The following is a 13,533-nucleotide window of genomic DNA, read 5'->3' on the forward strand; positions in this document are numbered from 1 at the left end:
CGCTCATGGGTCACGGACACGGCCACGGTGTGTCGTCGGGGAGCGCCAAGCACCTCGGTCGGCTGTGGATCGCCTTCGCCATCGGTGCCGCGTTCATGGCGCTGGAGTTCGTCGTCGGCGTGGCCACCGGCTCGCTGGCGCTGATCTCCGACGCCGCCCACATGCTCACCGACGTCCTGGGCGTCGGCATGGCGCTGGCCGCCATCATGCTGGCCCGCCGCGCCCGCACGGGCGGCAGCCGCACGTTCGGCCTCTACCGCGCCGAGGTGCTGGCCGCCCTGGCCAACGCCGTGCTGCTCTTCGGCGTGGCCGGTTACGTCGTGTACGAGGCCGTGGGCCGGTTCGGCAACCCGCCGGAGGTCCCCGGCCTCCCGGTCGTGCTGGCCGCCACCGCGGGCCTCGCGGCCAACCTGGTCTCGTTCGCCCTGCTCCGGGACGGCGCGAAGGACAGCATCAACGTCCGCGGCGCGTACCTGGAGGTCCTCGCCGACCTGATCGGATCGGTCGGCGTGCTGATCAGCGGCGCCGTCACGCTGCTCTTCGGCTGGCGCTACGCCGACCCCATCACGGGTGTCGCGATCGGCCTGTTCGTCCTGCCCCGCACGTACAAGCTGGCCGCGAGCGCGCTGCGCATCCTCTTCCAGCACGCCCCGGAACGCCTGGACGTCGCCGCGATGAAGGCGGACCTCGGCCGGCTGCCGGGCGTGGCCGAGGCGCACGACCTGCACGTCTGGACGCTCACCTCGGGCATGGAGGTGGCCTCCGCGCACCTCACCACCCGCGACCACGTGGACCCGGCGGAGGTGCTGCGCGCCGCCCAGGCGCTGCTGGCCGAGCGCTACCACATCGAGCACGCCACGCTCCAGGTCGAACCAGGAGATTCCGCGCAGAGGTGCCGCGAAATCTCCTGGTGACCCGAGAGCCCTACAGCTTGGCGCACTGACCCGTCTTGGGCCCGCTCGCCGAGTTCGCCCACCCGCTGTTCACCGGCGCCGGGTCGCTGCCCGTGCAGGACATCGGCCCGCTGACGGTGTTGCCGGCGACGCGCGTGCCGCCCTTGTTGTCGACCAGCCGCACGGGCCCGCCGACGTTCACCCGTTCCAGCGACAGCTCGCCGGACGTGCCGGTCACGTTCACCGGACCGCCCACGGTCGTCTCCACCAGCACGACCGCCGCCGCGCCCGTCGCGTTCACCGGACCGTCGATCCTCCCGCCGAACACGTACAGCGACGCGCCCGCCGCCACGGTCACCGGGCCGGTCACCGTGGCGCCGTCCACGCACGTCACGCCCGACTGCACGCGCAACGCCCCGGCGTGCTCACCGGTCACCGTGGCGGTGCACGCCGCGAACGGCTCGGCCAGCAGCTCGACCTCGGCGACCGTCACGCTGCCCGGGAACTCCAGCCGGTAGTGCTGGTAGTGCCCCGGCCGGGCGATCTTGAACGCCCGCGTCTGCTGCCGCCACGGGAACACCTCGCCGGACCGCTCGTCCACGGTGGACCACGTCCGGCCGTCGTACGAGCCCTTCAGCACCCACGACGACGGGTCGCCGCCCGCCTTGCCCGACGTCACCGTGTAGAACGAAGCGCTCTCCTGCTTCGACGGCAGGTCGACCTGCATCCACGACAGCTCGCCGGACGTCTGCGAGGTGTTGTCCACCACCGACGCCGGAGCACCGGTCACGGTCCCGAGCAGCGTCACGTCCCGCAGCGGGGCGGGTGCCGCGGTGCCCTCGGTCAACGACGGCGGCGCGGCGTCCGCACCCGTGGCCCAGCGCGACGGCGACGACCCCATCCCGAAGTCCAGCACACCACCCGAAGCGATCTCCGCGTGCGGCAGGTACGCCTTGTCCCACGTCTTGCCGTTGACCTTCAACGATTGCACGTAGATGTCCCGCGCTGAGTTGGCGGGCGCGTTGATCACCAGATCACGCCCGTTCTCCAGGTGCACGGTCAGCTTCTTGAACAGCGGCGACCCGATCGCGTACGAGTCGTTGCCCATCTGCAGCGGGTAGAAGCCCATGGCGCTGAACAGCCACCACGCCGACTGCTCGCCGTTGTCCTCGTCACCGGGGTAGCCCTGGCCGATCTCGCTGCCCAGGTACAGCCGGGACAGGATCTCGCGCACCTTCTCCTGCGTCTTCCACGGCTGGCCGGCGTAGTCGTACATGTAGGTGATGTGGTGCGACACCTGGTTGGAGTGCCCGAGCTGACCCATCCGCACGTCGCGCGCCTCGGTCATCTCGTGGATCACGCCGCCGTAGGAGCCGGGGAACTTCGCCGTCTCCGGCGTGGCGAAGAACTCGTCCAGCTTCTGCGCCAAGCCGTCCCGGCCGCCGTACAGGTTGGCCAGGCCCTGCCCGTCGTGCGGCACCGAGAACGCCATGTTCCAGCCGTCGGTCTCGGTGTAGTCGTGGCCCCACTCGCGCGGGTCGTACTCGTCGGTGGGCACGCGCCACGTGCCGTCGGGGTTGCGGCCCTGGAAGAAGCCGGTCGACGGGTCGAACATGTGGACGTAGTTCCGCGCCCGGTTGGCGAAGTACTCGGCCGACGCCAGGTACTGCGCGTCCCCGGTCCGCTCGTGCAGCTCGCGCGCCATGTTCGCGATGCCGTAGTCGTTGACGTAGCCCTCGATCGCCCACGACATGCCCTCGCCGGTGGCGGTGGACGTGTAGCCGGTGAAGATCGAGGTGTCCAGGCCCTTGCGGCCGACGCCCGCGTTCGGCGGGGCGACGGTCGCGTTCTTCACCGCCGCCTCGTAGGCCGCCTTGGCGTCGGGCAGCGGCACGCCCTTGACGAACGCGTCCGCGAACGCCACGTCGGAGCTGGTGCCGGTCATCAGGTTCGCGTAGCCGGGCGACGACCAGCGCGAGATCCACCCGCCGTCGCGGTACTGCTGCACGAACCCGTCCGCCAGCTCGGCCGCGCGCCGGGGCGTCAGCAGGCTGTAGGCGGGCCAGGTGGTCCGGTAGGTGTCCCAGAACCCGTTGTTGACGTAGATCTTGCCGTCCAGCACCTTCGCGCCGGTCTGCGTGGGCGTGGACGGCCCGGCGGCCTGCACCGGCGAGGCGTACCGGTACTTCGGCGCGTCGGCGGTGCCGGTGTTCTCGAAGCCCGAGTTCGGGTAGAGGTAGAGCCGGTAGAGGTTGGAGTACAGCGTGGTGAGCTGGTCCTCCGACGCGCCTTCCACCTCGACCATGCCCAGCACGCGGTCCCACGCCTGCTGCGCCCGGTCGCGCACCGACTCGAACGTGTCCGAAGCGGACACCTCCAGCTCCAGGTTCCGCTTGGCCTGCTCGACGCCCAGCAGCGACGTGGCGATCTTCATCGTCACGGTCTTGTCGCCCGAGGTGTCGAACCGGAAGAAGCCGGCCACGTCGTCGCGGCCCGCGCCGGTGAGCCGACCGCTGGCGACGACCGGCTTGTCCACCACGCCGTACACGAACAGCCGCGTCGCGCCGGTGGACAGCCCGCTCTTGACGTCGGAGAAGCCCGTCACCACGCCGGTCGCCGGGTCGAGCGTGAGCCCGCCGCTGTTGTTCACGTTGTCGAACACCAGGTTCGAGGTGTCGTCCACGAACGTGAAGCGGAACAGCGCGGCGTGGTCGGTCGGCGTGATCTCGGTGCGCATCCCGTTCTCGAACCGCACGCCGTAGTAGTGCGCCTTCGCGGTCTCGTTCTCGTGCTTGAACGGCAGCGCGCGCGCCGCGCGGTCGGCGGTGGGCGCGCCGGTGGACGGCATCACCTGGAACGTCTGCCGGTCACCCATCCAGGGGCTGGGCTCGTGGCTCGCGGTGAACGCCTGCAACGTGGGCAGGTTGTCCCGGTTGTTGGTCTTGGCGTACTCGTAGAGCCAGCTGATCGAGCCCGCGTTGGTCATGGGCGACCAGAAGTTGAAGCCGTGCGGCACCGCGGTGGCCGGGAAGTTGTTGCCCCGCGAGAACGAGCCGCTGGAGTTCGTGCCGCGGGTGGTCAGCACCCAGTCCGACGGGCGCGGCCGCTCGACGACGACCGGCGCCGACTTCACCGCGATGTCGTCCACCCAGCCGTTGAACCCGGCCGGGCCCTTCGGGTTGTCGTACCCCACGAGGACGCGCTTGATCGTCTTGCCGGCGGCGACCTCGCCGATCGCCGACGCGACCCGGTTCCACTGGTTGGTGTAGAGCGACTTGGCCGCGCCCTGGCCGCGCGGCGACAGCTCGAACCCGTGCTGGTCGCGCGCGCCGAGGTCGCTGAGGTAGGTGCCGTCGGCGAACGCGAGGTCCAGCGACACGTACGTGGCCGGGTAGTTCAGGTCGTCGGTGGTGAACGACGGGAAGATCAGGTAGGACAGCTCGGTGGTCGCGGTCACCGGGATGTCGACGTCGAAGACCTTGTTGTACGAGTAGCCGCGGCCCTCGGCGACGTGCGTCCCCTGGTACCGCAACGCCTTCAGGCCGGTGAACCCGGCGCCGGACTTGGCGTTGTACCCGCCGGTGGCGCCCTTGCCCACGGTGGTGCGCATGTTCTTCGCCGGCGGGGTCGCGGAGCCGTCGGAGAACTGCACCTCGGCCAGCTGGATGAGGTTCACGCCGCCCGCGGTCGCGGAGATGTCGAGCTGGTAGTGCTTGAACGCCGCGGTGTTGGCGATGTCGTAGGTCCTGGTCTGGAACCGCTCGGCGAACGCCTCACCGGTGCGGGCGTCCAACGGCGTCCACGTCGTGCCGTCGTTGGAGCCCCGCAGCGTCCAGTCCTTCGGGTCGCGCTCGGGTGCGTCGTTGGCCGAGGACAGCGCGTACCGCCTCACCGCGACGGGCTCGGCGAAGGTGAACCGGGCCCAGCCGGTCGGCGTGAAGGTGAGCCACTTCGACGTCACGCTGCCGTCGACCAGGTTCTCCTTGACCTCGCCCGCGCCGGAGTTCTCCGAGTTGGCGGCCACGTCGACCACGCGGTCGGTGACGTTGCCGGGGATGCCGCTGGAGTCCGAGCCGTCGACGCCCGAGGTCTTCGGCGTGCCGTCCGGGCCCGTTTCGACCGTGCTCGCCCACGTGGGTTGCGGCTGCCCGTCCTCGAACGAGGTGGCGAAGAGCGTCTCGCTCACGGTTGGCTCCCCCGGTGCGGCGGTCGCGGAGGACCAGCCTCCCACGCTCCCCACCGCCAGTGCGATGGTCGAGACGACCACCAGCGATCTTCTGCCGCGTTTGTGCCCCATTGCACGCCTTTCACCCGAACCGACCGGATCCTTAGCGAAGCAAAGGGGCCGGTGACATCGTTGTCAAGAGAGGTCACCCATCTTGTCCGCAAGCCTGTCCGGGTGCTGCTCCACCCGATCTACACTCACTCGCTGTGACGGCCCGTAACCCGCCCCCGGTGGGCACCCCCGCGGGCATGCGCGTGCTCAACCAGCGCGCGGTGCTCGACCGGCTGCGCGCGGGCGGCCCGGCGACCAGGCCGCAGATCGCCAAGGACACCGGCCTGTCCAAGCCGACCGTGGGCCAGGCGCTGGTCGACCTGGAGCAGCACGGCCTGGTGCGCCCGATCGGCCGCACGTCGGCGGGTCCGGGCCGGTCGGCGGTGGTCTACGAGCCGAACCCGGCGGCGGGGCACGTGCTCGGGGTGGACATCGGCAGGCAGCGCATCCGGGTGGCGGTGGCGGACCTGGCCGGTGCGGTGATCGCGCGGGTGGACGAGCGCAACCGGTGCCGTTCGGCGACGGCGCTGGTCCGCACGGTGCGGGAGCTGGCCGAGCGCACGGTGGCCGAGGCCGGGCTGGCGCTGGCCGACCCGGTGGTGAAGGTGGTCGGCACACCCGGTGTGCCCGACCCGCGCGGCCGGACGCTGCACCACGCGCCGAACCTGCCCGGCTGGGAGCGGCCCGGCCTGCTCGACGACCTGGAGGCCGAGCTGGGTCCGGGCCTGGTGGTGGAGAACGACGCGAACCTGGCCGCCGTCGGCGAGCAGGCGCACGGCGTGGCGCGGGGCGCGGAGGTGTTCGTGTGCCTCACCGTCGGCACCGGGATCGGCATGGGGATCGTGGTGGACGGCCGGCTGTTCCGCGGCGCGCACGGCGCCGCGGGCGAGGTCGGTTACCTGCCGTTCAGCGGTCAGTCCGAAGAGGACGGTCGGCAGCGCGGCCAGGTGGAGGCCGCGGCGGCGGCGGGGTCCGTGGTGGCGCTGGCGAAGCAGCGCGGCCTGTCGGCGCGGTCGGCGCGGGAGGTGTTCGCGGCGGCGAAGGCGGGTGACGGGCGGGCGCTGTCGGCGGTGCGCGACGAGGCGGAGCGGCTGGCGTTCGTGGTGGCGTCGGTGGTCGCGGTGGTCGACCCGGAGCTGGTGGTGCTCGGCGGCGGCGTCGGCAGCAACACCGACCTGCTGCAGGAGCCGATGGAAGCCGCGTTGCGGCGGATGACGCCGCTCGTGCCGCGGATCGTGGCGGGGGAGCTGGGTGACGGCGCGGTGCTCAGCGGCGCGATCGAGGTGGGGTTGCGGTCGGCGCGCGACTTGGTGTTCGACCGTCGGAGGTCAGTCACTCTCCGAGAGTAGTCGAGCGTCCCTCACCTGGGTGATTCACTCAAAAGTCGTAGGTTCCAACTGGCCGGTAATGACGTAGCGTCACGGTTACCTCCTCCTGGAGGGTGTTGTTCCTTCCGTTGTTAGAAGGGGAGTCGAAAGGGGAGTACGGGGGACGTGGTCCCCTTTCGACCGTGCCACGGGGCAGGTGCCGCGCCCGCCAACACCTGCCCCGTGTACAACACCTCCCCCGGCGGGGACACCGTCACGGCGTCTTGCGGTGCACGTCCGGCGCGGTGGACGCCCGGTGCGTCGAGTCCGCGATCCACGGCCCCGGGCTGGACGGGTCCACCACCCCTTCTTCGAGCCACGTGAACCGGCCGTCCAGGACGTGCCGCGCCAACGCCGCGTCCGAGTCGTCCGAGTTGCGCCACAGCCGGTCGAACAGCTCGTCCACCCGCACCCTGGCCTGCGCCGCGAACGCGTCCGCGAGCTCCACCGCCCGGTCGCCGTCCGCCGCCGCCTTCACGCACGCCGCGCTGATCGCGAACAGCTCCGCGCCGATGTCCACGACCCGCGCCAGGAACCGCTGCTTGCGCTCCAGCCGGCCCTGCCAGCGCGACATCGCGTAGAACGTCTGCCTGGCCAGCCTGCGGCTCGCCCGCTCGACGAACCGCAGGTGCCCGGCCAACGGCCCGAACTCGGCGTACGCGCGCGGCACCTGGCCCTTGCCGACGACCAGCGTCGGCAGCCACTTCGCGTAGAACCCGCCCGCCCTGGCCAGCGCCTGGGCCTTGCGCTTCGCGTCGGCCTCCGGGTCGATGAAGTCACCGGCGACGGCCAGGTGGGCGTCCACCGCCTCCCGCGCGATCAGCAGGTGCATGATCTCGGTCGAGCCCTCGAAGATCCGGTTGATCCGCAGGTCGCGCAGCATCTGCTCGGCCGGCACGCCGCGCTCGCCGCGGGCCGCCATGGACGCCGCGGTCTCGTAGCCGCGACCGCCGCGGAGCTGGACCAGCTCGTCCGCGACCAGCCAGGCCATCTCCGAGCCGTACAGCTTCGCCAGCGCCGCCTCGATGCGGATGTCGTGCCCGCCCGCGTCGGCCAGCTCGCTCGCCAGGTCGACCACGGCCTCCAGGGCGTAGGCGGTGGCCGCGATGTAGGCGACCTTGCCCGCGACGGCCTCGTGCTTCCCGATCGGCAGGCCCCACTGCACGCGTTCGGCCGACCACTCGCGGGCGATCTTCAGGCTCCACTTCGCCGCCCCGGCGCACAGGGCGGGCAACGACAGCCGGCCGGTGTTGAGGGTGGTGAGCGCGATCTTCAGCCCCGCGCCCTCCCGGCCGATCAGGTTCGCCTTCGGCACGTGGACCTGGTGGAACCGGGTGACGCCGTTCTCCAGGCCGCGCAGGCCCATGAACTCGTTGCGGCTCTCCACCGTGATGCCGGGCGAGTCGCCCTCGACCACGAACGCGCTGATGCCCCTGCCCGGCACCTGCGCCATCACCACCAGCAGGTCGGCCACCACGCCGTTCGTCGTCCACAGCTTCACGCCGTCGAGCACGTAGCCGTCGTCGGTGGGCGTGGCCGTGGTGCCCAGGCGGGCCGGGTCGCTGCCCACGTCCGGCTCGGTGAGCAGGAACGCGCTGATCGCACCGGTCGCGCAGCGCGGCAGGTACTCCCGCCGCTGCTCCGGCGTGCCGAACAGCGCCAGCGGCTGCGGCACGCCGATCGACTGGTGCGCGGAGAGCATCGCGCCCAGCGCCGGGCTGGCCGAGCCGACCATCATCAACGCCCGGTTGTAGTACACCTGGGACAGCCCGAGGCCGCCGTACTCGCGCTTGATCTTCATGCCGAACGCGCCGAGCTGCTTGAGCTCGGTGAGCACGTGGTCGGGGATGCGGGCGTCCCGCTCGATGACCGCGCCGTCCACCGTGTGCTCGCAGAACTCGCGCAGCGCGGCGAGGAACGTCTCACCGCGCTCCCGGTCCTCGGCCGAGCCGCTGGGGTGCGGGTGGATGAGGTCGAGGCGGAAGTGGCCGAGGAAGAGCTCGCGGCCGAAGCTCGGGTGGCGCCACCGGGTCTCGCGGGCCTGTTCGGCGACCTTGCGGGCGGTGCGCTCGTCGACGTGCCGATCGGGACCCACTGCGCGGCCTCCGTGCTGGATCGCCGCTGCTCCGCAGGCGGCGGGCTCGGTCGCCCGCGGGTCGACGGCGGCCGCGCGGGCGTGATTCACGTTACTACCGGTGGGTAGCCCCGATCGGGTGACGTGAAACGCCCGCGCCCGGTCAGCTCGGCAGGGGAGCGGCTCCGCGCTCGGTGATGAGCTGCTGCATGTACGTGCTCTCGCCGGTCTGCGACTTGAGCATGTTGTCCGCGAGCGTGCGCACGACGCCCTGGCCGGCGTGCGTGGCCGCGTAGTCGGCCATCGGCGCACCGCCCTGGTGGTGGCGCAGCATCAGCTGGAGGAAGTACACGTCGAACTCGACGCCGCTCAACGTCCGCAGCTTCGCGATCTCCTGCGGCGTGGCCATGCCGGGCATCGCGCCCGAGTCGGCGGACCCGGCCCCGGAGTGGCCGTGGGTGGAGGAGGTCATCCACCACATGTGCCTGCCGTCGGGCGACTGCTCCGGGTAGCCCCAGAGGAACAGCCAGCCCTTCATCCGGCCGACCTGCTCGAGCTGCGTGGACGAGATGTCGAACGCGAGCTGCTGGATGGCCGGGTCGGCGGTCCGGTCGCGGGCGATGTTGGCCATCTGCACGCCCTGGAGGTGGTGCGCCGACATGTCCTGCGTGAACCCGACGTCCACGGAGTCGCGCGGGGGCGTGGCGCTGTGGTCCGCGCCCGGCAGCTTGATCAGCAGGCCGATGGCGGCGCCGAGCAGGAGGACGGCCAGGACGGCCACCGTCACGACGACGGCCCTGGTCGCGGTCACCCCGCGGGTGGGGGCGACCTCCTCCTGCTCGGCGTCGACCACGGTCAGCTGCCCGGCGTGGAGCTGGCGGCCGGCGCGTCGGAGGCGGACGGGGTGCCGCTCTCCTGCGTGGCCGCGTCGGTGCCACCGCTCATCGGGACGGCGTCGGGGCCCGGCGCCTCGGCCACGAACGCGGGCGGGTTGGCGACGTCGAAGGTCGGCGACTCGCAGGAGGCGCCCACCTCCGGGTAGGTGTACTGGTTGCGCCGCAGCGACTGGATGAACTGGTCGATGCGCTCGTCGTCGGCGCTGTCCAGCTTGAGCTGGTGGCCCCACGACTGCAACGAGATCGGCTTGTCCAAGCCGGGGTACGGCGACAGCATGGTGAACGGCTGGCCGTCGGCGCGCGCCTTCAGCTTGTCCAGCGCCTCACCGCTGACCTGGTCCGGGTTGTACGTGATCCACACGGCGCCGTGCTCGAGCGGGTGGACCATGTTCTCGCTGCGGACGGCCTTGTCGTACACCGTGCCGGTGCAGTCGGCCCACACGTTGTCGTGCGGACCGCCGAAGGGCGGCGACTGGTCGTAGGCGACCCGCTGCGTGGCGTCGACGTGCTTGCTCGCCTCGTAGTCGACCTTCACCACGCCCGCGATCTTGTCCGAGGGGTCCTTGTTCTCCTCGGACGGCGTCCACTCGGCGAGCGCCTCTTCCTTCGCGTTCTGCTCGGAGATCTGCGAGAACGCGTAGCCGAACACGGTGCCGGCCAGGGCCAGCACGGCCACCACCGCGAGGATGGTGCCCCATGGCTTCGGCTTCTTGGCCACCACCGAGGAGCGCGCCGCCGCAACGCTGGAGCGCGCGGCCTTCGTCTTCTTGCCGCTGGTCATGTCCGCCTCAGTTCCGTCATACGCCCATGCCGCGGGCCAGTGTAGGGATACTGTGTCTGATCACCGTCAACTGCCCGTCACAGCGGGTGGTCACGGCCCGTGGTCGATCCCACTGCGCGGGACGCCCATCCCGGTCGAGACCAGCGGGAACGCTTCCCTAGACTTGCCGGGTGACTCCCGCTGCGCTCGCTGAACTGGTCCGTGCGACGGCCGTGGACGTGCTGTCCGCCCGCGGCCTCGACCCCGCCGCCCTGCCCACGGCGGTCACGATCGAGCGCCCCCGCAACCCCGAGCACGGCGACTACGCCACGAACCTGGCCCTGCAGACCGCCAAGAAGGTCGGCGTGACGTCCCGCGACCTGGCCGGCTGGCTGGCCGACGCGCTGACCGGCACCGACGCCATCTCGTCGGTCGAGGTCGCAGGCCCGGGCTTCCTGAACCTGCGGCTCGCCGCGGACGCGCAGGGCGCGATCGTGCGCGACGTGCTCGCGGCGGGCGAGGCCTACGGCCGCGGCGACCAGCTCGCCGGCACCCGGATCAACCTGGAGTTCGTCTCGGCGAACCCGACCGGCCCCATCCACCTGGGCGGCACCCGCTGGGCCGCGGTCGGCGATGCGCTGGGCCGCATCCTCACCGCCAACGGCGGCGAGGTCACCCGCGAGTACTACTTCAACGACGCGGGCGCGCAGATCGACCGGTTCGTCCGGTCCCTGATCGCCGCCGCGAAGGGCGAGCCCGCGCCGGAGGACGGCTACGCGGGCGGCTACATCGGCGACATCGCCGCCGAGGTGCTCCGGCAGGAGCCCGGCGCGCTGACCGGCGAGGACTCGCACGAGGTGTTCCGCCGCATCGGCGTGAACCTCATGTTCGAGGAGATCAAGAAGGACCTGCACGACTTCGGCACCGACTTCGACGTCTTCTTCCACGAGGACTCGCTGCACAGGTCGGGCGCGGTCACGAAGGCCGTCGAGCAGCTCAAGGGCTCCGGTGCGCTGTACTTCGAGAACGGCGCGTGGTGGCTGCGGTCCACCGAGTTCGGCGACGACAAGGACCGCGTGGTCATCAAGAGCGACGGTGACCCGGCGTACATCGCCGGTGACATCGCGTACCTGGTGGACAAGCGGTCGCGCGGCTTCGACCTGTGCATCTACATGCTCGGCGCGGACCACCACGGCTACATCGGCAGGCTCAAGGCCGCCGCCTCGGCGCTGGGCGACGACCCGGCGTCGGTGGAGGTGCTGATCGGGCAGATGGTGAACCTGGTCAGCGAGGGCAAGCCGGTGCGGATGAGCAAGCGCGCGGGCACCGTGATCACCATGCAGGACCTGGTGGACGCGGTCGGCGTGGACGCCGCCCGGTACGCCATGAGCCGGTCGTCGGTCGACTCGTCCCTCGACATCGACCTGGACCTGCTGCGCAAGCGCAGCAACGACAACCCGGTCTTCTACGTGCAGTACGCGCACTCGCGGATCTGCTCGGTGCTGCGCAACGCGGCCGACCTGGGCATGACCGGGAACGAGTCCTTCGAGCTGCTGCGGCACGACCGCGAGGGCGACCTGATCCGCACCGTCGGCGAGTTCCCGCGCGTCGTCGCCACCGCCGGTGAGCTGCGCGAACCGCACCGCATCGCGCGATACCTGGAGGAGTTGGCAGGCACCTTGCACCGGTTCTACGACACCCCCGAGTGCCGCGTGCTGCCGCGCGGCGACGACGAGGCGACCGAGGTCCAGCGGGCCCGGTTGAGCCTGTGCACGGCGACGCGCCAGGTGTTCGCCAACGGCCTCGCGCTGCTGGGCGTGACCGCGCCGGAGCGCATGTGATGCGCGCGCACCCGGCCGGTCCCCGGCACGCCGACGTCCTCGTCCCCGCCAACACCGCCGGCAACCGGCCCTCGTCCGCACGGGACCTGGACGCGCTGCACCCGCAGGTCTGGCCGCGCAACGCCGAGCGCGGCGACGACGGCGCGGTGCGGTTCGCCGGCGTGGACGTGCGGCAGCTCGCCCAGGACCACGGCACCCCGCTGTTCGTGATGGACGAGGCCGACTTCCGCGCCCGCTGCCGCGAGCACGCCGAGGCGTTCGGCGACCCGACCCGGGTCCACTACGCGTCCAAGGCGTTCCTGTCCGTCGCGGTGGCCCGGTGGGTCGCCGAGGAGGGCCTGAGCATCGACGTGGCCAGCGGCGGCGAGCTGGCCGTGGCGCTGCGCGCGGAGTTCCCGCCCGAGCGCATCGCGCTGCACGGCAACAACAAGTCCGTGGCCGAGCTGACCGCCGCGGTCGAGGCCGGTGTCGGCGCGGTCGTGCTGGACTCGTTCTACGAGATCGCCCGGCTCGACCAGGTGGCCCGCGAGCGCGGCCGGGTGCAGCCGGTGATGATCCGGGTGACGGTCGGCGTCGAGGCGCACACGCACGAGTTCATCGCCACCGCGCACGAGGACCAGAAGTTCGGCTTCTCGCTGTCCTCCGGCGACGCGGCCGAGGCGGCCCGCCGGGTGCTGAAGTCCGAAGGCCTGCGGCTGATCGGCCTGCACAGCCACATCGGCTCGCAGATCTTCGACGCCAGCGGGTTCGAGGTCGCCGCGCGCCGGGTCATCGGGCTGCTCGCCGAGCTGCGCGACGAGCACGGTGACGCGATCCTCGATCACGTCACGACGGTGGACCTCGGCGGCGGCCTCGGCATCGCCTACACCCCCGACGACGACCCGCCGCCGCCCGCGGAGCTGGCCCGTCAGTTGCAGAACATCGTGGCCAAGGAGTGCGAGCACGCCGAGCTGCCCGCGCCGAAGATCGCGGTCGAGCCGGGCCGCGCCATCGTCGGCCCCGGCACGGTGACGCTGTACGAGGTGGGCACCATCAAGGACGTCCAGCTCGACGCGGGCGTGGTCCGCCGGTACGTCAGCGTGGACGGCGGCATGAGCGACAACATCCGCACCGCGCTCTACGACGCGGTCTACGACTGCAAGCTGGTCTCGCGCGCCGCGGGCGAGGACGCGCGGCCCGTGCTGTGCCGGGTCGTGGGCAAGCACTGCGAGTCCGGCGACGTGGTCGTGCGCGACTGCTGGCTGCCCGACGACCTCGCGCCCGGCGACCTGATCGCGGTCGCCGCCACCGGCGCGTACTGCTACTCGATGGCCAGCGGCTACAACCGACTCCCCCGGCCCGCGCTCACCGCGGTCGTGGACGGCCAGGCCCGGTTGCTGCTGCGCCGGGAGACCGAGGAAGACCTGTTCCGCCTGGAGGTATGAGA

General features: G+C 71.6%; 8 protein-coding genes. 4 read left to right on the top strand and 4 right to left on the bottom strand.

From position 1 onward, the window contains the following. Positions 1-5: 5 nt before the first annotated feature. Positions 6-914, top strand: coding sequence for a cation diffusion facilitator family transporter (locus tag FHX81_RS26995; protein WP_141980847.1), 909 nt, complete (start codon positions 6-8; stop codon positions 912-914). A gap of 10 nt (positions 915-924) precedes the next feature. Here FHX81_RS26995 and FHX81_RS27000 read toward each other — a convergent pair whose 3' ends face one another. After that, entirely contained in the window at positions 925-5,190 is a 4,266-nt protein-coding gene (locus FHX81_RS27000; RefSeq protein WP_141980848.1) for a GH92 family glycosyl hydrolase, read from the bottom strand. Between the two features lie 176 nt (positions 5,191-5,366). On the opposite strand from FHX81_RS27000, the gene FHX81_RS27005 reads away from it, so the two are divergent. Beyond that, entirely contained in the window at positions 5,367-6,518 is a 1,152-nt protein-coding gene (locus tag FHX81_RS27005; protein WP_141984157.1) for an ROK family transcriptional regulator, read from the top strand. Between the two features lie 232 nt (positions 6,519-6,750). Here the strand turns inward: FHX81_RS27005 and FHX81_RS27010 are convergent, their stop codons facing one another. The 3 genes from FHX81_RS27010 to FHX81_RS27020 all read right to left on the bottom strand — a co-directional run bounded on the left by FHX81_RS27010 (position 6,751) and on the right by FHX81_RS27020 (position 10,287). Continuing rightward, the gene (locus FHX81_RS27010; protein WP_141980849.1) at positions 6,751-8,631 is read right to left on the bottom strand and encodes an acyl-CoA dehydrogenase family protein; all 1,881 of its coding nucleotides are present in this window, start codon (positions 8,629-8,631) and stop codon (positions 6,751-6,753) included. A 142-nt stretch (positions 8,632-8,773) separates the two neighbouring features. Further along, complete coding sequence (locus FHX81_RS27015) at positions 8,774-9,463, bottom strand: DUF305 domain-containing protein (RefSeq protein ID WP_141980850.1); 690 nt, start codon at positions 9,461-9,463, stop codon at positions 8,774-8,776. 2 nt (positions 9,464-9,465) lie between these two features. Beyond that, entirely contained in the window at positions 9,466-10,287 is an 822-nt protein-coding gene (locus FHX81_RS27020) for a thioredoxin-like domain-containing protein (RefSeq protein ID WP_141980851.1), read from the bottom strand. Positions 10,288-10,457: 170 nt separating this feature from the next. Here FHX81_RS27020 and argS point away from each other — a divergent pair, with 170 nt between their 5' ends. Beyond that, positions 10,458-12,107, top strand: a complete 1,650-nt coding sequence (gene argS / locus FHX81_RS27025) for an arginine--tRNA ligase (protein ID WP_141980852.1) — start codon at positions 10,458-10,460, stop codon at positions 12,105-12,107. After that, a complete protein-coding gene (gene lysA / locus FHX81_RS27030; RefSeq protein WP_141980853.1) occupies positions 12,107-13,531 on the top strand; it encodes a diaminopimelate decarboxylase in 1,425 nt (474 codons plus the stop codon). Before argS ends, lysA begins: the two co-directional genes overlap by 1 nt. Positions 13,532-13,533: the final 2 nt, after the last annotated feature.

This window comes from Saccharothrix saharensis, from assembly GCF_006716745.1.
Taxonomy (GTDB): Bacteria; Actinomycetota; Actinomycetes; order Mycobacteriales; family Pseudonocardiaceae; genus Actinosynnema; species Actinosynnema saharense.

Excerpts from the sequence above, each read along its gene's own strand:
- FHX81_RS27000 (WP_141980848.1), bottom strand. The coding sequence starts at position 5,190 with ATGGGGCACAAACGCGGCAGAAGATCGCTGGTGGTCGTCTCGACCATC.
- FHX81_RS27020 (WP_141980851.1), bottom strand. The coding sequence starts at position 10,287 with ATGACCAGCGGCAAGAAGACGAAGGCCGCGCGCTCCAGCGTTGCGGCG.
- FHX81_RS27005 (WP_141984157.1), top strand. The coding sequence starts at position 5,367 with ATGCGCGTGCTCAACCAGCGCGCGGTGCTCGACCGGCTGCGCGCGGGC.
- FHX81_RS26995 (WP_141980847.1), top strand. The coding sequence starts at position 6 with ATGGGTCACGGACACGGCCACGGTGTGTCGTCGGGGAGCGCCAAGCAC.
- lysA (WP_141980853.1), top strand. The coding sequence starts at position 12,107 with ATGCGCGCGCACCCGGCCGGTCCCCGGCACGCCGACGTCCTCGTCCCC.